Here is a 22403-nt window from a genome sequence, read left to right on the forward strand (position 1 = left end):
GATTTCAGTTACTTCGATATTAAACCAATAGCAACATTAGCATTTTTCATCACCAACTTGCTCTAGGGCAGTCTGAGCTGTAAGCAATAAATACTCTGCCATCAACGAGTATAGTTAATTGAAATAAAAAGGTGCCAACAATGTCGGCACCTTTTTAGTCTATTCTGTTCGCCCTCATTAAATGAAAGGCTGAAATACAGTTAATCTTACATATTCATACAGTTAGCATAATATGTCACTGTGGCAGGCCAGTCAGAAAACACACCCATTACTCCGACATCTTTTGCCAGTACATCTAACAGCTCAAAAGTATCACCTTCGTTATCAATCACGTCAGCAATACTCTGATAATACCAACCACCGCCGCCTTGACTCAGTGGCCCTGAACGCTCTAATGACCAAGCAATAATCTTCAACCCAGCGGCACTTGCTGCTTTGGCATATTCAGATGGCACTATCGCGTTATTGTCTCCCACGGTAACCAGCATCCATAATGGCGGCGCAATAATCTTGACCCCGTCTGCTGCTAGAGTGTCCATACTCGGTGACCATGTGGCACTGTTCTGTGGATCAAAACCACTCAGATCATAACGATCGTCAAGGTATACCGCTTGATCGGCAAATTCAGGCGCATTGGCTATCCAATATTTTACATCGTCTAAATTAAACGATTGTGGAAACACTTGCGATGCATCAACGCCTGCTGCGGCATATTCATCTAACATTTTCTGGGCGTAGTCTTGTTGAGTAAAACCATCATACGGCATGCTGACACTGGCCGACTTAAGCTCGGGAGTCATCTTTACTCCAGCAGCTTTGAACAAGGCAATACTTTCAGCGTGAGTCATTAACGTGCCATTACCTGCATATAAGTCGGTACGCCAATTTGGCGTGCCATCTATAAACTCTTCAACTGTTGTGGCATTAGGGTTAAAGCCGTCCATTTTGCCTTTTAAGGTTTTAAATTCAGCTAAGCTGATATCACTGGTACAACAGGTTGCCGTTGCACTCACGCCATTGACGGCATCCGCTGGTGAAAATGGCACTGAACATTTATTAGCTAGGGCTGGGATAGCCAGAATATTGGTGGTAGTGGCTAAATCACACTGCGAGTGACGGCAAACTAACTCTTTATCTGCGGTAAACGTCACGTCACATTCCACAATACCAGCGCCCGAATTGATGGCTGCTTGATAGGCTTCTTTGGTATGTTCAGGAAACTGCATTGACGCACCGCGGTGGCCAATAGAAAAGTCTGTACGGTAAAATGAATTTGAAGCACATTGCGCTAATTGATCTTTTAACTCACTGTCTTGCATTTGACCGACTAAAAATAGCGGCCTCGGGCCCACTTGGGCGCTAACACTTTTATCCACTTCTGCAGTGGTGTCATTATTATCGTTACTGTTACACCCCGAAATCCATAACATGCTGGTTAAAACCGAAATGATACCCAGTGTTACACTTTTTTTCCTTGTCATCTTATTGCTCCATGTTGTAATGCTGTAATGTCAGTTGTAATGGTTTACTAAAAATTTCATCATCTGTAACAGCTTACGCAATGAATATGACTGAATTATCGAATTATTATGACAACCTTAGTTTCTACTGTTTTATCGACCGATTGAATAATATAAAACATGACCCTAACTGCGGTAACGGTATATAGACAAGCAAATAAACGATAGTGAGTTAACGGCTAACGATGAGGTCCACAATGGCAAACACAACCCTTTATTATGTTCACGATCCAATGTGCAGTTGGTGTTGGGGATACCGCCCCACATGGGATGCTCTGCAAGTTCAACTACAACAGCAGTTTGGCCAGCAATTGAGTCTACACTATCTAGTCGGTGGTTTAGCGCCCGACTCAGCAGAACCAATGCCACACCCCATGCAGCAAATGCTACAACAAACCTGGCATAAGATTAACCAACAATTAGGTACAGAATTTAATCACGACTTTTGGCAGCTCTGCCAACCAAGGCGTTCAACGTATCCAGCATGCAGAGCCAGCATAATTGCTCGCCAATATAGGCTTGAGCAACAGATGATCAACGCTATCCAACAGGCTTATTATCTTAATGCACACAACCCATCTGATGTTGATACTTTAGTATCGATTGCGACTCAATTAGGGATCCCTGCAGACTTGTTCACAGAGCAATTAAACGCTGATGAAACAGAAGATAAATTGCTCAAAGAAATCAATTTTGCTCGCCAACTTCCCATTCAAGGATTCCCCTCATTAGTGCTTATGGTCGATAACAACGCCTACCCTATTAGGCTTGATTATCATCAATGGCAAACCAGTTTGGCAGACATACAAACAATCTTGTTAACAGCCCAACCGAGTTGATTAGTGCTTTAGGGTATTAGGACATTAGGACTTAATGACTCTGCGCAACGTCACTTAAGATATAAATCATGCACGAGGTTGATTAGCCTTTGGCCTTAATGCCCATTATCCTATACTCTGCACGTCGAAAATGACAAAGCCTCACACAGGCTAGTTAAACATAACATGAGGCAGTGAATGACAGATCGTAAACGAGGTTTTTTCGGTTGGACATGGTTTGTCATGTGGCGCTTTTTGCTACTACTGGCGCTATTACTATTGGTACTAAGATTTGTACCGCCACCGACGACGTCATTTATGCTGCAAAGCGATTATCCGGTTAGTCAGCACTGGGTAAGTATTGATGAGCTGCCTGCGCACATGCCATTAGCAGTGGTAGCCGCAGAAGATCAGTTGTTTCCCGAACACTTCGGAGTCGATATCAACTCCATCACTAAAGCCCTTAACCAGTACGACGGTGGCGAAGGCCTGCGTGGTGCCAGTACCATCACCCAACAAACCGCAAAAAACCTATTACTTTGGCCGGGTAGAAACTTTGTTCGCAAAGGGTTAGAAGCCATGTTGGCCGTGAGCCTTGAAGCCATTTGGGGCAAAAAACGTATCTTAGAGGTGTACTTAAACGTCGCCGAATTTGGTAAAGGCATTTACGGTGTAGAAGCAGCTAGCCAACATTATTTTAATAAATCGGCCCGTTATTTATCCAACAACGAAGCGGCGCGCCTAGCAGTGTTGTTGCCGAGTCCGCGTAACCGAAACCCTAACAATTTAACCCCATACCTGCGCCAAAGAGTCGCTTGGGGTGAAAAACAAATGCGTCAACTTGGTTCTGGCTATTTAAAGCCTATTCTTACCAATTAACCGCCATCAGTTGCCCGTTGTTATTGCTCTTTGTTAAGAGCAATAACAACTCGAACTGCCCTTCATGTTTAAAAGATCAAAATATTGATCATTGATAAGCCATTAGCCTTTAGTCTTTAGCCTTTAATATCATTCAAAAAATACTTTTCTCTTCCAATCGTCATCATGTGGCGAAAACATGATGCCTACTAGCAAGCCAGATGAAAGCCGGAATTAACAGGATTTGAACTATTTTTACTGTTAGAATGCGACCTCATTTTTATCCGCTTTTACGATCAAGGCAGGCTATGACCGTTCTTCTAATGACTCCACCGATGACCCAGCTGAATACACCGTATCCAGCAACAGCGTATTTAACCGGTTTTTTACGCTCACGAGGCTATGAGGCGGTTCAGCGAGATCCTGCGATTGAGCTTTTTCTTGAGATGATGACAGCACCTGCGCTGGACATTATTCGTCAGCACGTAGAAGAAAACTTCGAACACTTTGAAGACGACGAACTGCCAGATGTCATTTTTAACTTTCTGGCTGAATTTGAGCGTTATCACCTGACTGTTGAGCCTGCCATTCGCTTTTTACAGGGCAAAGACCCCAGCCTTGCAATGCGCATTAATACCCGACGTTTTTTACCCGAAGGCCCAGCGTTTGATGCAATTGCTGAGATGGAAGCGGTATCTGGCGACGTGTTGCAAGCAGCCTTTGGTAATTTAGGCGTACAAGATAAAGCCAAATATCTGGCCACCCTGTTTATTAATGATCTGTCGAACGTTATTACCCAAGGTGTTGATCCCTACTTTGAAGTCAGCCGTTATGGCGAAAAGCTAGCGGCGGCCAACCCAAGCTTTGACAACCTCTACGACACCTTAATGGGTGAACCGAGTTTTAGCTCTGAAATTTTGGAGCAATTGGTCGAGATGTATCTGGAAGACACCCAACCAAGTGTCGTCGCATTAACCGTGCCGTTTCCCGGTAATATGCTAGGCGCTTTACGTATTGCCCAAACCTGTAAAGCCATTAATCCAGACATTCCTATCGTCATGGGTGGCGGGTTTGTTAATACTGAACTGCGCGCACTAAAAGATCCGCGCGTATTTGAATTTGTCGACTTTATCTGTCTGGATGACGGCGAACGCCCGCTTATCACTTTGCTGGAATACTTTGAAGGCAAACGTGAAATAGACGATTTAGTGCGTACTTACTTCCTTGCAGAAGATGAAAATGGCCAACCTTATGTCCACTTAAATCAAAATGATCAGCTGCACGATATTCCACAATCTGAGGTCGGCGCCCCCATTTACGACGGTCTGCCATTGGGCGACTACCTGTCTTTATGTGAAATGCTCAACCCAATGCACCGCATTTGGAGTGACGGACGCTGGAACAAACTGACCATCGCCCACGGCTGTTACTGGCGTAAATGCAGCTTCTGCGACGTCAGTTTGGACTATATCGACCGCTACGATACCGCTGGCGCCGATGCCTTGGTTGACCGTATCGTAGAGCTTGTTGAAGAAACCGGACAAACAGGTTTCCATTTTGTCGATGAAGCCTTACCGCCAAAAACATTGTTTGCCTTTGCAAAACGCCTCATAGAACGCGGCGTAGTGATCAGCTGGTGGGGCAATATTCGTTTTGAACGTACTTTTAGCCCAGCGCGTTGCCAATTACTGGCAGACTCAGGTTGTATCGCTGTCAGCGGCGGACTTGAAGTGGCGTCAGATCGACTACTTAAACTGATGAAAAAAGGCGTGAGTGTTGAGCGCGTCGCCCACGTCACTAAAGCATTCAGTGATGCCGGAATATTGGTTCACGCTTACTTGATGTATGGCTTCCCAACACAAACCGAACAAGAAACCATAGACTCGCTAGAAATGGTGCGTCAGATGATGGAACAAGGATGTTTCCAGTCAGCCTATTGGCATCGTTTTGTCGCCACCATTCACAGCCCGATAGGCATGAATCCAGAGCAATTTGGTATCACCCTTGCTGAACGCCCTGAAATTTTATTTGCTGAAAACGATGTCGACTTTACCGACCCAACCGGCACCGATCACGACATGCTCGGCGAAGGATTACGTAAAGCGCTCTACAACTACATGCACGGTATCGGCTTCGACCAACCAATGAGCTTCTGGTTCAACGAACCCGTTTCCCGCACATCAATGAAAAAAGACCTAATATCAAAAGCGATTAGCAACTTTATTCTTAGTAATGAAGAGTAGGTATTAAAGAGTAACTAGGGCTATCTCATTGGAATAACTAAATGCAGCTTAAATAATTGGCAGTCAAATTCTGCTATACAGGCGCATCATGGCCCTACTTAATATAAGAAAGAGTAAGTGGGTCCATGGTTAGAATATTGAAGGTTGATTTATCACTGTTCTGCATAGAGAATAGCACCCAAATACAGTGATACATAAAGCATAGGAACGGCAATAAGATGATGACAAAATGGGCGACACGCTTTTTACAAATGGCCGAGCTCGTAGCATCTTGGAGTAAAGATCCCTCCACCCGAGTTGGCGCGGTGATCACTGAAAACAATCGCATCGTTTCTTTAGGTTTTAATGGTTATCCTCACGGAATATCAGATAGCGCTGAAACCGATAACCGTGAAATGAAACTGCTAAAAACGCTTCATGCCGAAGAAAACGCCATTCTGCATGCCAAACGAGATCTCAGTAGCTGTGAGATTTGGGTAACCCACTTCCCCTGCCCAAACTGCGCCGCCAAGATTATCCAAACAGGATTACGTGCCGTGCATAGCCCGCAACCCAACGAAGATTTCCTGTCACGCTGGGGAGATAAGATTAAAGTCAGCGAAGATATGTTTGAGCAAGCAGGCGTTCAAGTCGATTGGATGCAGGTAGATTAACCTTACTTTTTCACCGTCGTTCCGGCAATGCGGTTGAGCCGGAATCCAAGTGTTTACTCTTTGCATTTATGGCCTGCGTGGCACTTCATCATAGTAAAGGGTGAACAGTCTAGCTTCACTTTACTAGCTGGCTTTAAAAGGCTAGGTAAAAATTTAACAATAGATGCCATGATTAATTCGTGTCGTTTACAAGCTTTCTAAGAATATTTGCCAAGTAAAAAATAACAACCACAGAAGGCCAAGCATAAAAGCAACATCTTCTTTAATCGATGAGCCAAACTCTGAGCTATTATCACCAAAAAAGTAACCTACCGGTTTGGAGTATATTACTGCCGCTAAGCATAAACCTGGCACAAGATAATACAGCACCCAATCTTCTAAATACGTGCTTGTTTCATCGACACCCATTACAACGTAACTGTGTAGTGGTCAAGTAATATTGGCCACGGTTTTAGAGTCATTCCAATATAAACGTTCTGACTCATTTGGCGTTAACCCACCATTATATTGATGGGGTCTAGTTTCACTGTAATATCCAGTGATGTAATTTGTGATCGCTTTGTCTGCTTCTGTAAAATTCCCATAGCCACTTGCGGGTACCCATTCAGATTTCAAACTTCTAAAGAAACGCTCCATTGGTGCATTATCCCAACAATTCCCGCGACGACTCATGCTTTGCTCAATCTGAAGACGCCATAATAACTGTCTGAATTTCAAGCTTGTGTAATGTGAACCTTGGTCGCTGTGATATATCACATTCTCAGGTTTCCCCCTTAACTCAAATGCCATTTTCAAGGCTTTAGAGGTCAGCTCGCTGTCAGGCGATAATGACAAAGTCCACCCAACAGGTTTGCGGGAAAATAAGTCTAAAACAACGGCTAAATATGCCCAACGATTACCGACCCAAACATACGTCACATCACCACACCACACTTGATCTGGTTGAGTTACTGCAAACTGTCGATTAAGCGTGTTTGGGATCGCTACATGCTCTTGTGCAGCTTTCCTATAAGAATGCTTAGGCTGCTGACAACTTAATAATCCAAGCTTTCTCATTAGATTACGGGCTCGATAACGACTGAGATTAATCCCTTTGTTAGTCACTAATTGCGCTATCGTTCGAGCACCGGCAGAGCCATTACTAATACGATGCGCGGCCTTCACTTCACTGCATAAAATTGTAAAATCAGCATCGATATGTTCTTTTCTTTTTAGCCAATATTTATAGCTACTTCGATGCACTTTGAATGCATTACAAATTGTGAGAATAGAGTGGCTCTGCTTGAGTGCGCTGATCAGCGTAAATTGTTCATCGAGTCTGACATCAAGAGAGCGGTAGCCTTTTTTAGAATAAGATTATGCTCCTCAAGACGGGCTACCTGTTTCTTCAGTTCACGGATTTCAATTTGCTCAGGGGTAATGGGAGAGGCTTTTGGCGTGCCACCCTGGCGTTCTAGTTTTAACTGTCTCACCCATTTATCCATGGTTGATTTACCCACGTTCATCGCCTTTGCTGCTTCGATGATGCTATGGTTTTTATCGAGGACTAATTGGGCTGCTTCAAGTTTGAATTCAGCACTAAATGTTTTTCTGGTTATCGATCTCATGTGTTCACCTAAAGTCATGTACGAGGTAATAATATCACCTCTATTTAGGTGGCCCAAATAACTATGCCACTACACTGTGCCCATACATTAGCAAATAGACTACGTATACAAGTACAAGAATAACGGCAAAATACTTACCCCATTTCCATTTTTTTAAGTTATCCGAAAGCGATAAATCGAATTCATGATTTGAATAAATGCCAAAAAAAATCAATGGCAGTATCAGTAAACAAATGCCTAGAAAAGTACTCAAAATACAGCTCTCTCCAGAAATTTAATAATGGGAATTTAATAATGGGTGGCATGGTTAACGCCTTTACCCTGCCCCACTAAATTCACCTTTAAATTCACTTTTACCACTTTTATAAGCGATTAAAAGAAGTAGTGAATGATCAAAAAAACAACTATTTATTGTCCTGCTTTAATGACTTCTTGTACAAAAAATTATTCTTTCTTTGTTAAATAATTAACATAGTTAATTTCATTTGTATGATTTGACTCGAAAGCATAGCCTTCATAGGTAATTGATAAGTTATTTGATAAATACAAAAGGTTATTATAAATTTCTACGTTTACAGTCATTTCCCATAGAGGCTCTTGAAAAACTTCGACAACAATAAATTTATCATTTGTATCACGATTCGATTCGGGATAGCTGTATGGATTAATTGTTTGTGAAATAGATTCTACAGGGATTCCTGCACAATCAGAGGTATCATATTTATGTTGAATTATTTCTAAATTGACACTAGTTATGACTAATTCATTTGTATAATATGCCAAATTTTTCCTTTCGCCACAATTTGATAACCATGAACCAGTCAGATCGAATGTTTCATCAATAGGCACAGATACAATGGGAGGTACTACACTTTCGCCTTCCACTTCAGAATTGCCACCGCCACAACCGTACAATGTTACGAAAGCAATGCAAATGACGAACCTAATGAGAAAATAGTTAGTGAAATTTATTTTAATATTAGAATACACAGAAAATTCCTTTTATATATGTGAAGTAGATAGCACCCGCCTAACACTCAATGTGTAGACGTGGCTTTTAGCATTGTTTGCTAAAACTATAACCAACAAAACCATGCCACCCATAATTTGAATATTGCTCTCTTACCAGTGTAATGGCATCAAGCTTGAATTCTTTTGAATAGGATTTACGTGTTTTCATTTGAATCTCCAGTTAAATCAATTATGTCTTAACTGGGTTAGTCGTATCAATTAAACCACGTCAATCCATTATTAATGCAATTATTATGACTTCATTTGTTGTAGTAACTGTAAACCTAATTGATTTTTTTGTTCGATATAAGTTATTGACTCTATAGCTTTTTGCGCTGTTGAGAAATCCCCCATCACTAGTGTTGATTTAGCTATGTGGATAAGTAAAGAATTTTTTTCTTTGATGAAAGTTACATCTCGAGCAAACAGAACGGCTAAATCAAGCCTTTTCATTTGAATATATTTTTTTGTATAAGTTATTAGACCTGAGTTTTTCTCTTGAACATATGTCACCGATTTTAGAGCATTAAATTCGATGCCTGCTTGTTCAGCAACAATATCTTTAACTGGTAAATACTGTTCTAACTTCTCGGAGCGCTCGACTGGAGAATTAAGTAAGATGTCTTTTATACTAGTTTTTAAAATAGACGCAATTTTTTTACGTTCAGGTGCCTTTTCATCGTTACTTGGTAGCATTGAATAAACTAAAACCCTCCGACCTCTAAGATCAAAAGGTAATAGACTAACGTCTCCAAAACTGTCATTCATTATCAATATGATTCGATTCCAATCTAACATACCAATTGCATAACCTAACTCTATCAGAACATTAGGATTTGGAGTAGGCCTAGCAGAATCACCTGTATGAGAGTTAATAATAGAGATGTCACAAACAAAAATATCGCTAGTCTTAATTTTGTCAAAGATAGAAGTAGATATATCAGGGGAACCAGTAATTCCAACAGTATCTCTATCTAAAAATGGAATCAGAGAAAAACTTTCATCAGCATGTATATCCTTTATCGCTTTTTCTAAAGCTGTATTTATAAACCCTCTATTCGAGTTGTTAGGTAAATCAGACTGCCAAGAGTAAAATATTCTTTTTTCCATTTAGATTCACATAACCTTAAAGTATGAAGACGCCATAACGCCACCAGCAACTATCGGAGTGAACTGGCTAACTTTTTTGTGTTTTATTGCAAAAAAGAAACCAGTTTACGGAGGCGGATTGGTAGGCCTTGTTATGCATTTTCACGGTCACCATGACTAGGAGGAGTTGAGACAACTAAGAAATCAAGCGCCTGTTCATGCTGATTGCTCAAAGTATGAGGCACACCAGCTGAAACATGAAAACCTTCGCTAGCCCTTAGAACGTGGGTAATGCCTGCAACTTCCAGACTTGCGGTGCCAACGAGAACGTAAAAAAATTGCTCAGTCTTGTTGTGAAGATGACGAACTTCAGAGGAGCCACTTGGAACACGTTCTTGAATCACACTCAGATTCTCCGACATTACAAGGTGCCAGCCGTCGCAATTGCCACCCCAAACATAATGTTCGCTTGCTTCAATTGATGCTACCGACATGGATTACCTTTGATATGAAACTACGCCACCTATTTTAATGATTATCAACATAACTGCTTTTTGTTCTGATTGCGATAGCTTTCAGCACTATTCAAATGTATGAGTTGGAAGGAGATCATCAACAAACTGAGCACTAAATGGAAAGTGGTGAGCAAAGTTAAAAATCCTAGGTGTTCATATCAACATTGTTTAATTCACTTGTTGTACAACGCTTAACTCTGTATCCCAATCTTTCCATAAAATACACCTTCCAGGAAATGCTATTTTAGAGAAAGACCATTCCTTAGAAAGCCATTTACAGACTGTTCGATAAAGTTCGTTATCTAGCTCAATACTATCATCACGCACCCATAAATAAACGACACATTGATAGTTAGGAGAAGGACTTGGGTCGATGTAAACGGAACCAAGACATTTGTTTTTTGATTGATTAAATACTGAATAAGCAAATGCTTGTCGTGACTCAAATTCATGTTTATGGACTTTTAGACTAGTGATGTTTTCCTCAAGTTTCATATCACTTTGAGGCCATTCAGAATCTGAGCCAAAAATCCCATAAAGCCTCTTTTGACTAGAAATTACGGCTTCAAAATCTAATTTTGCAACTTCATCTTCAAGAACTCTGAAATGAAAATATTCATTATCAAAATTCTTAGGCGGTTCAAAAGTTTCAGCAATGAAAAAATTAGACATATTTATTACGTTCTATGGTTCTATCGACGCCGCCATAAACGGCAAAGTAATAGTTAACTAAAATGTGAAATGAAGCGGAACGGAAACAACTGTTATGTCCACTATTTAATGGTTTTATTATGTTTGAATTTCTCTGTATTTTTTTCTTCTGCTTTAGTCATCTTAACTCTTAAACTATGAAATAAAGATGCAAACACAAAGGTTGTGAATAAAAGAATTAAACACAGCAGTTTTATACCAATACTCTCGCTCTCTATGAACGCATTTAATATTGCGGCGAGCAATATAAAACCAAATAGATAATAATTTTGTACACTTTTCACCGTAACTCCCTGTATACATAACAGCGTATTTGCGTGGATTGCGAAAACATCTATAAATATGTCCCAACAACCACTCTAAAAATTGCTAAAAAAATTATTAATAATTCCAGTAAGTTACCAGTTTAACTATATTGAATCAATCACCCTTAAGTCTAAATAAAACCGAACATGATAAAACAACCCAACCCTAACGGTGCAGATTCAACTCTAAATTGAGGACGTTGAAGACTCTTTATAAAAGAATACGTGAACCTGACGGGACGTTAGGCTAGCTTTCGCGGTACAGGTCGTTCCTTGGCGTCCTGCCATCACGACATTCGTGAATCCATTCACATCATATGTACCATCGGAAGCGTTAGAATTTTCACTCTTTATTACAAGATTGATCGAAGCCGATTACCAATGAAGTCCAAAGCTGGACCAATTTCCGTCGCGACCTTTTCGCTGCTGTTGTTTGGTTAAATAGCGAAAATGCTGCCGGAACGGCAAGGGTGATCCAAGAGGGGATTGCTGTTGATCCCCTTTTGGCCCGTGCAGGGTGGAACCTTGCGATCTTACTTCAAACGAAGTTTGAAAAGTCTGGTGTGGGCGAAGCGCCACGACCTTAGTGGCCGCAGGCCATAAATACAAAAAATAGAGCTGGATCCCCGATAAAAGCACTCGAGGATGACGGCTTAGCGCTAAATTCCAGCTCAACAACATTACCGGAACAACTGTGGATTTGGCCTTTGCAAGGTGTCACTTTAGACCTGTAATTTTTATATGAAAACTTAACAATGGTATGGTTAACTTGAGCTTAACAATACCAACCACGTATTAAATTAACCCAAGGGATCACATGAATATATTGCAACGTTATAACCTACTGTCCACCAGCATATTAATGTGTTGTTTTTTTTTTAGTGCGGGAGTGTTCAGCGCAAGCAGCATAGCAAACATTGATACCAGCAAGCTTGGCGACATAAAAGCGATTAAATTTAATAACCAGCGAGTGATTACCGCGGGTTTACCCACAGAGCCGCAATTTGCACAGCTCGCTCAGGCGGGTATTAAAACCGTGATTAACCTCATTCCTAATGATAATCCAAACGCCTTAATCAATGAGCAGCAAATCGTCACTCAACTCGGTATGAATTATCACAATGTTAGCGTGGACTGGCAGCAGCCTACACAAGAAAATCTACAGCAATTCTTTAGCCTGATGGAGCAAAATGGCGACGCACCAGTGCTAGTGCATTGCGCTGCTAATTATCGTGCCTCAGCCTTTTATTACTTATATCAAGCCCGCCACAACAATGCGCCGTCAATGGCTGAAGCACTAACACCTTGGGGCGACTTACAACAAAGCTTTGCTGAATATCCTCAATGGCAACAACTGATAGAAGATGCAAAACAGCAATATCAAACCAAACAACAGTAATGTAAATACTGCGCTCCCTTTGGCCAGTGCCGAATGAAAGTGCAGGATAAAATCCTGCACTTTCATCCTAACTAATTACCTGCCGCAGGCTTTAGTACAAATAATACCTCCGCTCTCTTCAACAAGTACTAGACAACAAGCACTAGACAACAAGCACTAGACAACAAGCACTAGCCAACTAGGTTAGATGACCTTGTGATTCAAGACTCATATTATTCAAGATTGTCGTCCGACGCCGCAAATAATCTCTAGGTACTAACGCTTATTTATAATCATGAATATTGCTCATGCTGCAGGTGAAATAAAACCGTTTTTCTTCATGTCCCAACCCACGTATAAATTACTCATGCTTTTAGCGCCAAACAATATTACAGCGGATCCCTAATTAAGCCATCAGGCACAAAGCAGACAACGCTGTAACAGCGACTTGTTGAGAAAATCAGCACTAATAGAACATATCTATAAACAGCAAAATGTAAATTCAGGCTTTTAAATCACAAAATTGGATACCAGATCATCATGAATAAAGATTTCACATTTACGATTAAGAGCATTCGCCTCGATGAAGATTATCATCCATCAGACAGTACACGTATCACCACCAACTTTGCTAATTTGGCCAGAGGAAGTTATCGCCAAGCAAACTTGCGCAACGCGTTAAAGATGATTGATAACAGTTTTAATGCCTTAGCGAATTGGGATAATCCTAAAGGCGATCGTTACTCCGTCGAACTTGAAATCATTTCTGTTGATATGGATATTGAAGGCAGTGGTAAAACCTTCCCATCGATTGAAATATTGAAAACGAATATTGTTGATCATCAAACTAACCAACGCATTGAAGGTATTGTAGGAAATAATTTTTCCTCTTATGTGCGGGATTATGATTTTAGCGTATTACTGCAGGCTCATAATAAAGACCAGCCCGAATTTAGCATTCCAGATAACTTTGGTGAGCTGCATGGCAAGCTGTTTAAGTATTTTGTCAATTCAAATGCTTACAAACAAAATTTTAAGAAAACGCCTGTTATCTGCCTTAGTGTTTCAGATAACAAGACCTATCATCGAACTGAAAATCAACATCCTGTACTGGGGGTTGAATACCAGCCAAATGAGTCATCATTGACTGAGCAGTATTTCAAAAAAATGGGGCTACAGGTACGTTATTTTATGCCGCCAAATAGTGTTGCGCCGTTGGCTTTCCATTTCTTTGGTGATCTACTTAATGATTACACTAATCTTGAGCTTATAAGCACCATCAGCACTATGGGAACCTTTCAAAAAATCTACCGACCAGAGATTTATAATGCGAATGCCGCTGCTGGAAAGTCCTATCAACCCAATTTGAAGAACCTAGATCATTCATTAACGCAAATTGTTTATGATCGAGAAGAACGTAGCCAGTTGGCTAATGAGCAGGGAAAGTTTGCTGAGAAGCATTTCATCAAACCCTATCAAACGGTGCTTGAGCAATGGTCTGCCAATTACGTTTAATCGCTGCGTTTAATTATTACACCCAACATACGGCATGACTTATTATGAAAACATTGATTAACAAAAGAATACTACCCACTTCAACTGCAGGCAGTTTACCTAAGCCCTCTTGGCTTGCTGAACCCGAAACACTTTGGTCAGCTTGGAAACTACAAGGTGAGGAATTAATTGAGGGCAAACAAGACGCTTTACGTTTGTCATTACAAGATCAACAACACGCAGGCATTGATATTGTTAGTGATGGTGAGCAAACACGCCAACATTTTGTGACTACGTTTATTGAACATCTTAACGGTGTTGATTTTAATAAGCGTAAAACCGTTAAAATTCGTGATCGCTATGATGCCAGTGTACCAACGGTTGTCGGCCCTGTTAGTCGCCAAAAATCAGTTTTTGTTGAAGATGCCAAGTTTTTACGTCAGCAAACCACGCAACCCATTAAATGGGCTTTGCCTGGTCCCATGACAATGATTGATACGCTTTTTGATGACCATTATAAAAGTCGTGAAAAGCTAGCGTGGGAATTTGCTAAAATTCTTAACCAGGAAGCCAAAGAATTAGAAGCCGCAGGTGTTGATATTATTCAATTTGATGAGCCAGCATTTAATGTTTTTTTTGATGAGGTAAATGATTGGGGCATTGCTTGTTTAGAAAGAGCCATTGAAGGACTAAAATGCGAAACGGCTGTGCATATATGTTATGGCTATGGCATCAAAGCCAATACAGATTGGAAAAAAACACTGGGCTCAGAGTGGCGACAATATGAAAAAGCGTTCCCTAAACTGCAACAGTCTAATATCGATATTATCTCACTAGAATGCCACAACTCTCATGTGCCAATTGAGCTGCTTGAACTCATTCGAGGTAAAAAAGTGATGGTTGGTGCCATAGATGTAGCAAGCAATACGATTGAGACACCAGAGGAAGTCGCCAATACCCTCCGAAAAGCACTTCAGTACGTAGATGCCGATAAGCTTTATCCATGCACCAATTGTGGCATGGCGCCCTTACCTCATCATGTAGCAAGAGGTAAGTTACATGCCTTAAGTGCAGGGGCTGACATTGTTAGAAAAGAGCTATCGGCCCAAGGATTGTTGAACCTTAGGGATTAATATTTATTCAATCTACGGCGATTTAATCGCAGTGCGAGCACACATCACCTACTGAGTATGAAAACCCTTCAAATCCATTTTATACAAGGGTGCAGGAATCATCTCTGAAGTGATAAAAATGCTGTTACCGTCTGGGCTAAAACCCACGGCTTCAGCTTGCTTTATCGCTGGTAGAGAAATCTCTTGTGGCGGCGTAGAAAACAACGTTAACCAATCACCTGGCTCAGTTTGAGTAAAATAGAACGCGTGAGTGTAGGTTAATACCACCGCCGATAAACCATCAGCTGATATATCCATGGCTGTAGGTTTTCCGGCAAAACCAATCCAGGTATAGATACTGGCGTAATCGAGCATGGCGGTTGGTAATGGCGCGATTTCGCCCAGCTTTTTGGCTTGTTTGTTAACCATTTTAACCGATGAATTGTTTGAAGCACTGTGTCCTAAAGCTGGAGCAATTAATGGCAGCTCGAATAATATTGGTAATTTATCGCGTTTGCTCAGTAACAGTATTTTTTGTTTAGCCACATCAACGGCTACGGATTCGCAATCGTGTGCGCCATCTGGGTAGGTAAATGTCATGCTCCAAACGGGTTTAGCCGACAGTGTTTGTTGTCCATTAAGCTGGCTTAAATCTGGCTCTTTGATCAGATGTAACTGATATTGCGATCGTTTCGCTTGGTTATCACCCACATCGGCGATCAATAAATACGATTCACCTTGGTAAACGAACGAGGCGATGTCTTCCCAATCGTTATTCTTAACGCCTGTAATGTTAACTGTCGCCAACTGATGACCTTGGGTATCAATGGCAAAAATCCTTGCGGTGTCACCACTGTCGTTATGTACCCAAAGTATATTGTCGTTGAGCCTCGAAACTGCTAAACCACTGGCTTCGTCAATAGTCGGAGCAGTAATGCTACCCGCTTGGGTCATGCCTATCGGCATAGCACATGCACTAGTCGATAACGCCAACATCACATATATACACAGCTTTAACGGGGTGAACAGGGGCAGTATTTTGGGCATTAACACGGGTCCATTGAGGTATCAGTAACGAGCAAGCCAGTATTCTACCCAATTTGAAATAGAAAAGTGCCAATGTTTAAACTGAGGTTAATTTATTTATCCGTTAGATAAGCTGAGTTTGTGTAGCGTTATCTTGTTATTAAACAAAAAAAGGCCACTTTCTTTGTTCCGAAGAAAGTGGCCATGCACATTTTTAGCGATTGAAATGATGAATAAAAATCGCTAAAAACAAGTACTCTTTTATACGTGACTCTTGAACGCACTATTACACGTAATGATTAAACGTAACGATTAAACCTATTAATACTCATAGCTGAACTGCAAAGTGAACTCTGTGCCAGGGTCTTTGGCATACACTTGAAGATCTTGCTGTTCGTATTCAGTAGTTTCACCTAAGATATTTTTCGCTTTTACTTTTACCGTAACGCTATCTGTCGGGAAGAAACTATAGGTAAAATCAAGGCTATGGAATGGTTTTTCAAATACATCGTCTAAACCACCACGGCCACCATAAGCAATACGTTCACCAAACACGTTATACACTAATGTGGCACTGTGATAACTGTCTGACGAGTCGTAACTTAACTGTAAGTTAGCCACCCATTGTGAATGTCCGGTCATGCGGCGCGTTTTATTGGTTGGGTCAATTTCGCCGTTAGCAGCGATATCGATTTCTGAGTCGCCAAGGGTTAAGTTACCTGCAACAAAGAAGTCTTCCCAAATGCTGCCATCGCTACCCAAAAATTCAAGCTCTTGTAAGAACTCAGTTTCAAGGCCGTACACATAGCCCGACTGCGCGTTATAAAACTTGAGCTGACGCCCTGCTTCTGAAATACGTTGAATCGGCTCAATTGGTGCATCTACATCTTTATAGAATGCGCCCATGCTGAAATTATTACCCGAATCAGAATAATATTCCCAACGTAAATCTAAGTTAAGAATGTCTGAACTCTTTAACTCTGGGTTACCGAAGAAGTCAAAACCAGTAACCGGATCTTGGAATCGAACCGGTGATACCTCACGAAGATCTGGACGAACGATAGTTTTACTCGCTCCAAAACGCCATTGAGTAGTATCGGTTTGTTTCCAGGTTAATGACAACGATGGGAACCAACCGTCTTCTGCTATCACGTAGTCAGATAACTGATAACGACCACCTTCATCTGATATTTCACCATTGGGGTCGATAGGCAAAGTGACGCGACGAAAATCTTCATAACGAATACCAGCATATAACCGCCAAACATCATCAAAGTCGATGTCCATGCTCACAAATGCAGCGTCGTTTTTCTCGGCGGCAATGTAGTCTTCGGTGTCAGTTGATGCGTCTTTTAGCTCTAGCCCTAAGGTATTGTCGGTAATGTTTTTATCAGAGAAAATCTCATCAAAATCACCCGCTAAAATAGCGCCATTAGGGTCGGTTGGACTTAAATCGACATCAAACCCTAAGCGAGTTGCATAGCTTTCGCGAGTACGCTCAAAGTATTCATAGCCGGTAGTCAGTTTAACCACGGCGCCGTCTAGATTAATTGGATACATAAAGTCCCAAGCATAGTTTTGGCTGTCATCTTCTAGGCGACTGTAGACATACTTGGGTGCATCTTGAGTATTGAGGTTACGTGATAATAACTGGTTGCTATCGTCTAAAATCACGTTGTAGGTATACGACACTTCATTTGGTGCATAACGCTCTGAGCGCGCATCGGAGAACTTCCAATTAAATTCAGCGTCATTCAAATATTCAATAAAATGATGACCTTTAATTTGGTTACTGATAAGCGAACGTTCTTCGTAATCAATGGCGTAAACTTGCAGTGCATTTGGCTCACCCAAAGTATCGATGGTTTCTTCAATCCCCATAGACACATCATCTGAAGTGTCTTGCAGGTAAGTAGTGAAGGTTTCGATTTTATGGTTGTAGCCAATCTCTAAGCCTAAGTTAAGCATGCCAGACACTTGGACTATTGAGTCGGTACCGACGATGTCTTTCTGGTTTTCAACTTGTACTTGGCTGCTATCACCATCAAGCTCAACTTCACGTTTAGTGTAGTTTTCAGCTTGCTTCTTGTAAGACACGGCTGACAATGCACCAAAGATAATATCGTCGGTAATGTCCCAACGATCACCAATGGCGATATCACCGCGCATTGCAGGGTCTGTACTTTGGCTGTGTACCGTCATATCGCGGTACATGTCTAGTGCTAGTTCGCGGTTAACTTTTTGTGCTGCTGGGTAATTTATAGCGCCATTAGAGTTGCTCACGATATCAATTGGGCTAATTCCACCATATTGATTAATGGTGTTATTAATGTTGCTTGGCATGCTGCGAGTGCCATCGTCTTGGCCGGTCCAATCATCGCCACCACCGTTGTAGGTGTAGCTGTCATTTGAGTCATTGGTGTTATAACGACCGCCCACTGACGCTTTAAAGAAGAAGTCGGCCGGAATTGATTTAGTGCGAATATCAACATGCCCGCCACCAAATGCGGCAGGTGAATTAGCTGAGGCAGACTTTTGCACCGATAATGATTCAATGATCGATGCAGGAAACATATCTAAAGGTACTACGTTACGGGTTGGGTCTGGCGATGGCACTGTCGCGCCATTCAGTGAGGTACTTGAATAACGCTCACCTAAACCACGAACATAAATGAATTTGCCATCTTTTAAGGTTAAACCTGTCACACGACGAAGCGCTGCGGCGGCATCACCGTCACCGGTTCTTGAAATTTGTTCTGAGCCCATAATATCGGCTACAGCAATTTGTTCACGACGTTCTTCAGTTGCTTCCGATGCAGAGCTACGTAAACGCCCAGTAACTGAAATCACTTCTATCGGTTCAATTGGAATCACTTCACCAGGATCACGAACAGGCGCTGGTTCTTGCGAGTATACGGGGGTAGCTGTTAATAGTGTCGCCGCAGAAATCACAGAGATAATGGCAAGACTTAACTTATTAACGGTAAAACTCGGCTTGGTTTTCATACTTAACTATCCTGTATGCGGTTCAGAGATAACCGCCCTTGCGGGCGGCTATTAATAGGTCACAGATTAAGGTTATCGAGGTGATTACTGTGGAAAGTAAGCCCAACCTTGACGCCAGTCATTCTGGCCATCGAATGCACCAATAAAGTTGGTTGATTCGAAGAAGCTATCATCAGTGCTTAAGTCTTTACCTTTGCCAAGTAGCGTTGTATCTGTTGCTGCTGGCATACCGTCAGTGATAGTCACTGCAGCTGTTGAGTTACCTTCTTGGCCCATGAACCAGGTTTCAACATTCACAGCGTCTGCTGTTGCGGCATTATCAGAGCTGTACTTAAATGGCTCGTTACAGTCGATAATTGAATGAGACATGGTTAGCGTTTTGCTGTTTACGTTGTCGACTAAACCAGCGTAAGAGCCATCTAACTCTAAACATTCGCCAGACTCAGTTTCAGCAGTAGTGCCTTTACGACCTTGTACTAGCACGTTGTATAACTCACCGGCTGTAGCAACACGTAACAAGATACCTTCACCTTTATCGCCACTTGCGTTAGCAATATCTGTACCCGGTAAAATAGTGAAGTTAGCTAATTTTGGCGCCGACACTGGGGTATCAGTAGCACCTTTATGGCTATCACCTTCGATACCACGGTTAGCATTACCGTCTTCGTGAGTGATATACACAAACTGTGCTTTACCTGTCCAACCGTTAGTCCAATCTAAGCTGTCATCGAAGTTTTCAGTTAAGTACACATATTTCAAGTTAACTGCACCACCCCAAAACTCAACACCGTCGTCGCCGTTAGCGTGAATTTGAATATGGTCTACTTGAGTTCCGCTGCCCACTGCCGCAAATGAGATACCGTTCATTTCTTGAGTATCATTCACTTTAAAGCCAGCATACTTAATCACTACGTAGCTGATTTGACCGCTGTTATCAGCGTTGTTGTTACCACCGTACGGGAAGTCACCGACTTCAAACGACGCTGAACAAGCATTATGATCAGGACATGTATTAGTTAAACCATTACCTAGAATAACCAATCCACCCCATTGACCACGTTCGCCACTTGCACCCGCAATCACATCCTCTTCAGAGGTCATTTCAATTGGGTGAGTTGCACTACCTTGAGCCATAATTTTTGAGCCACGACTCACCGCGATAAAGCTGTTAGATGTCGCGAATAACTTAGTGCCCGCTTGAATAGCCAATGTTGCAGGCGTGGTGTTATCTCCACCTACTACTACTGCACCGCCATCAATTTTGTACATTACGTTTTGGCCAGCGAGAAGAGTCGTGTTGCTTAAAACATTGCCTTCAAGAGTACAAATTAACGTTACCGATGCATCTTTGTATAAACCTGCTGTCGCAGCTGAAGCTGTTGTGCCTACTGGACAAGAGGTTAATACTGGTAATGCTGTGGGTGTTGGCGTTGCATCGTCATGAATGGCTGTGGTCCAGCCTTCCGTCCAATCGTTAGTGCCATCAAATGCACCAATGTAGTTAGCATTAACCAAACGCGCATCAAGGTTAGCCAAATCTGCTTTGCCAGCCGTTAATGCAACAGATGATGAATTAGGCATGTAATCGGTTAAATCTGCTGCGGCAACTAGGTTATCCGCTTGCCCTTTGTACCAAGCTTCAACATCTAGCGCTAAAGTACGGCCTTCTGCAGCATCTGCCTTGGCATTTTTGAACGGTTCAACACAGTCAATTAAGCTGTTTTGCATCGTCAATTCTGCCGTGTTGGCGTTGTTAACGGTATTGTCGTCGTTAACCTCTAAACATTCGCCAGAATCAACGTCACCTTTAACAAGAATGTTATAGGTATTCACGCCAGTGCCTTTACGGAATAAAATACCTTCCGCATCGTCACCACCACTGTTGGTGCCATTAGCAACCTGAATAGTAAAGTTGGCTAACACTGGTTTTGACATAGGTACAGCACTTGCGTCACTGTTACTGTCAGCTTCAATACCACGGTTAGATGCGTTGTCAGCTTGACGAATATAAACGTGCTGCGCGCTACCTTGCCAACCGTTTGTCCAATCTAACGAGTCATCAAAGTTTTCTGTCAGTACGATATTTGTTACTGAAACATTACCGCCCCAGAATTCAAAACCATCATCGTTATTCATGTGAACTTGTACGTGGTCAATTTCAGTACCCGCACCCACACCGGCAAAACTAATACCGTTCATTTCTTGGGTGTCATTGATTTTGAAACCACCAAACTCAACGCGTACATACTTGATTGAACCTGAATTGTCTTCGGTATCATTACCACCGTAGCTGTGGTTACCCACTTCAAAAGACGCTGAACAATTAGTTAAATCTGGGCAGGTGTTTACTGGCGCATTACCCAATAACACTAAACCACCCCACTGACCCGCTTTACCTTCTTGGCCTAAAGCCGTTTCAACAGACGTAAATACGATTGGCGCTGTTGCCGTACCATCAGCCATGATTTTTGAACCGCGGCTAACCACTAAATAAGAATCGCTGCCACCTAAGATTTTGGTGCCAGGTAATATCGATAACTCAACCGCATTGGCATTGTCGCCACCGGCAATCACTGCACCATCAAGCTGCCATACAACGTCATTACCTAATACGATTTTGTCGCCATCTTGGCCACCAGTGGTAATTGTTGATGCTGCTGTAGAAGGTGCAAGCGTTCCCTTTAATACCCAAACTTCTTTACCATCAACGGCTGTCATGGTGGTGCTTTTAGTTGCAAAGCCACTGTATGATTTTTGTTGTTCTGTCTGAGTGGGTGTGGTTGGAGTTGTTGGCGTAGTCGGTGTAACAGTATCGCTACCCGCATTGATATTAATATCACCACCACAACCAGCGAGCCCTAATGTTGCAGCAAGGGCTGTAGAAAGTGCAGTAAGTTTAAAAATGTTTTTCAGTTCCATTGTCATCTCCGAAGACGGATTTAAGCGTGTGAGTTAGTTGGCTGGATGACAAGCTAACCTGCAAAAATGACAAAAAGACTGCGCAAACATGACAGTCACATTTCATTAACATTACAGAAATGTGCAAATCCAATGGCT

At 41.9% G+C, this 22403-nt stretch carries 18 protein-coding genes; 7 read left to right on the top strand and 11 right to left on the bottom strand.

Going from position 1 to position 22403, the window contains the following annotated elements; genetic code table 11:
- Positions 1–206: 206 nt before the first annotated feature.
- Positions 207–1481, bottom strand: coding sequence for a glycerophosphodiester phosphodiesterase family protein (locus EGC86_RS03780; protein WP_123776653.1), 1275 nt, complete (start codon positions 1479–1481; stop codon positions 207–209).
- Between the two features lie 236 nt (positions 1482–1717).
- Here EGC86_RS03780 and EGC86_RS03785 point away from each other — a divergent pair, with 236 nt between their 5' ends.
- The 4 genes from EGC86_RS03785 to EGC86_RS03800 all read left to right on the top strand — a co-directional run bounded on the left by EGC86_RS03785 (position 1718) and on the right by EGC86_RS03800 (position 6092).
- Positions 1718–2359: a DsbA family protein gene (locus EGC86_RS03785; RefSeq protein WP_123776654.1), complete on the top strand. Its 642-nt coding sequence runs from the start codon at positions 1718–1720 to the stop codon at positions 2357–2359.
- Between the two features lie 177 nt (positions 2360–2536).
- Positions 2537–3217: a monofunctional biosynthetic peptidoglycan transglycosylase gene (gene mtgA / locus EGC86_RS03790; RefSeq protein WP_123776655.1), complete on the top strand. Its 681-nt coding sequence runs from the start codon at positions 2537–2539 to the stop codon at positions 3215–3217.
- A gap of 287 nt (positions 3218–3504) precedes the next feature.
- A complete protein-coding gene (locus EGC86_RS03795) occupies positions 3505–5439 on the top strand; it encodes a B12-binding domain-containing radical SAM protein (RefSeq protein ID WP_123776656.1) in 1935 nt (644 codons plus the stop codon).
- 218 nt (positions 5440–5657) lie between these two features.
- Positions 5658–6092: a dCMP deaminase family protein gene (locus EGC86_RS03800; protein ID WP_123776657.1), complete on the top strand. Its 435-nt coding sequence runs from the start codon at positions 5658–5660 to the stop codon at positions 6090–6092.
- A gap of 186 nt (positions 6093–6278) precedes the next feature.
- On the opposite strand, the gene EGC86_RS03805 is transcribed toward EGC86_RS03800, so the two are convergent.
- The 7 genes from EGC86_RS03805 to EGC86_RS03830 form a co-directional block, all read right to left on the bottom strand.
- Entirely contained in the window at positions 6279–6500 is a 222-nt protein-coding gene (locus EGC86_RS03805) for a hypothetical protein (RefSeq protein ID WP_041413230.1), read from the bottom strand.
- A gap of 21 nt (positions 6501–6521) precedes the next feature.
- Positions 6522–7699 (bottom strand): IS3-like element ISShfr6 family transposase gene (locus tag EGC86_RS03810; protein WP_123776658.1). Its coding sequence is split into 2 segments (ribosomal slippage): positions 6522–7441 and positions 7441–7699, totalling 1179 coding nucleotides; the frame shifts between segments, so codons are not numbered across the junction.
- A gap of 444 nt (positions 7700–8143) precedes the next feature.
- Complete coding sequence (locus EGC86_RS03815; RefSeq protein ID WP_123776659.1) at positions 8144–8689, bottom strand: hypothetical protein; 546 nt, start codon at positions 8687–8689, stop codon at positions 8144–8146.
- Positions 8690–8756: 67 nt separating this feature from the next.
- Positions 8757–8879, bottom strand: coding sequence for a hypothetical protein (locus tag EGC86_RS21130; protein WP_281047808.1), 123 nt, complete (start codon positions 8877–8879; stop codon positions 8757–8759).
- Between the two features lie 83 nt (positions 8880–8962).
- A complete protein-coding gene (locus tag EGC86_RS03820) occupies positions 8963–9820 on the bottom strand; it encodes a hypothetical protein (protein ID WP_123776660.1) in 858 nt (285 codons plus the stop codon).
- 131 nt (positions 9821–9951) lie between these two features.
- Positions 9952–10293, bottom strand: coding sequence for a cupin domain-containing protein (locus EGC86_RS03825; protein ID WP_123776661.1), 342 nt, complete (start codon positions 10291–10293; stop codon positions 9952–9954).
- 189 nt (positions 10294–10482) lie between these two features.
- Positions 10483–10986, bottom strand: coding sequence for a hypothetical protein (locus EGC86_RS03830; RefSeq protein WP_123776662.1), 504 nt, complete (start codon positions 10984–10986; stop codon positions 10483–10485).
- 1161 nt (positions 10987–12147) lie between these two features.
- On the opposite strand from EGC86_RS03830, the gene EGC86_RS03840 reads away from it, so the two are divergent.
- From EGC86_RS03840 to EGC86_RS03850, 3 genes are all read left to right on the top strand, one after another.
- Positions 12148–12729: a protein tyrosine phosphatase family protein gene (locus EGC86_RS03840; protein WP_123776664.1), complete on the top strand. Its 582-nt coding sequence runs from the start codon at positions 12148–12150 to the stop codon at positions 12727–12729.
- Positions 12730–13248: 519 nt separating this feature from the next.
- On the top strand, positions 13249–14223 hold the full coding sequence (locus EGC86_RS03845) for a DUF1852 domain-containing protein (RefSeq protein ID WP_123776665.1): 975 nt from the start codon (positions 13249–13251) through the stop codon (positions 14221–14223).
- Positions 14224–14267: 44 nt separating this feature from the next.
- On the top strand, positions 14268–15335 hold the full coding sequence (locus EGC86_RS03850) for a methionine synthase (protein ID WP_123776666.1): 1068 nt from the start codon (positions 14268–14270) through the stop codon (positions 15333–15335).
- A 48-nt stretch (positions 15336–15383) separates the two neighbouring features.
- Here EGC86_RS03850 and EGC86_RS03855 read toward each other — a convergent pair whose 3' ends face one another.
- The 3 genes from EGC86_RS03855 to EGC86_RS03865 all read right to left on the bottom strand — a co-directional run bounded on the left by EGC86_RS03855 (position 15384) and on the right by EGC86_RS03865 (position 22265).
- Positions 15384–16361 carry a hypothetical protein gene (locus EGC86_RS03855; RefSeq protein ID WP_123776667.1) on the bottom strand — a complete coding sequence of 326 codons (978 nt, stop codon included), beginning with the start codon at positions 16359–16361 and terminating at the stop codon, positions 15384–15386.
- A gap of 300 nt (positions 16362–16661) precedes the next feature.
- Positions 16662–19346, bottom strand: coding sequence for a TonB-dependent receptor domain-containing protein (locus EGC86_RS03860; RefSeq protein WP_123776668.1), 2685 nt, complete (start codon positions 19344–19346; stop codon positions 16662–16664).
- An 84-nt stretch (positions 19347–19430) separates the two neighbouring features.
- A complete protein-coding gene (locus EGC86_RS03865) occupies positions 19431–22265 on the bottom strand; it encodes a hypothetical protein (protein ID WP_123776669.1) in 2835 nt (944 codons plus the stop codon).
- Positions 22266–22403 lie beyond the last annotated feature (138 nt).

Origin of the sequence: Shewanella frigidimarina (assembly GCF_003797125.1) — a bacterium.
In the GTDB taxonomy this organism is placed as follows: Bacteria; Pseudomonadota; Gammaproteobacteria; order Enterobacterales; family Shewanellaceae; genus Shewanella; species Shewanella frigidimarina.

Coding starts and splice junctions, on each gene's coding strand:
- EGC86_RS03840 (WP_123776664.1), top strand. CDS start 12,148: ATGAATATATTGCAACGTTATAACCTACTGTCCACCAGCATATTAATG.
- mtgA (WP_123776655.1), top strand. CDS start 2,537: ATGACAGATCGTAAACGAGGTTTTTTCGGTTGGACATGGTTTGTCATG.
- EGC86_RS03825 (WP_123776661.1), bottom strand. CDS start 10,293: ATGTCGGTAGCATCAATTGAAGCAAGCGAACATTATGTTTGGGGTGGC.
- EGC86_RS21130 (WP_281047808.1), bottom strand. CDS start 8,879: ATGAAAACACGTAAATCCTATTCAAAAGAATTCAAGCTTGATGCCATT.
- EGC86_RS03820 (WP_123776660.1), bottom strand. CDS start 9,820: ATGGAAAAAAGAATATTTTACTCTTGGCAGTCTGATTTACCTAACAAC.
- EGC86_RS03785 (WP_123776654.1), top strand. CDS start 1,718: ATGGCAAACACAACCCTTTATTATGTTCACGATCCAATGTGCAGTTGG.
- EGC86_RS03865 (WP_123776669.1), bottom strand. CDS start 22,265: ATGGAACTGAAAAACATTTTTAAACTTACTGCACTTTCTACAGCCCTT.
- EGC86_RS03795 (WP_123776656.1), top strand. CDS start 3,505: ATGACCGTTCTTCTAATGACTCCACCGATGACCCAGCTGAATACACCG.
- EGC86_RS03800 (WP_123776657.1), top strand. CDS start 5,658: ATGATGACAAAATGGGCGACACGCTTTTTACAAATGGCCGAGCTCGTA.
- EGC86_RS03780 (WP_123776653.1), bottom strand. CDS start 1,481: ATGACAAGGAAAAAAAGTGTAACACTGGGTATCATTTCGGTTTTAACC.
- EGC86_RS03860 (WP_123776668.1), bottom strand. CDS start 19,346: ATGAAAACCAAGCCGAGTTTTACCGTTAATAAGTTAAGTCTTGCCATT.
- EGC86_RS03850 (WP_123776666.1), top strand. CDS start 14,268: ATGAAAACATTGATTAACAAAAGAATACTACCCACTTCAACTGCAGGC.
- EGC86_RS03805 (WP_041413230.1), bottom strand. CDS start 6,500: ATGGGTGTCGATGAAACAAGCACGTATTTAGAAGATTGGGTGCTGTAT.
- EGC86_RS03845 (WP_123776665.1), top strand. CDS start 13,249: ATGAATAAAGATTTCACATTTACGATTAAGAGCATTCGCCTCGATGAA.
- EGC86_RS03830 (WP_123776662.1), bottom strand. CDS start 10,986: ATGTCTAATTTTTTCATTGCTGAAACTTTTGAACCGCCTAAGAATTTT.
- EGC86_RS03855 (WP_123776667.1), bottom strand. CDS start 16,361: ATGCCCAAAATACTGCCCCTGTTCACCCCGTTAAAGCTGTGTATATAT.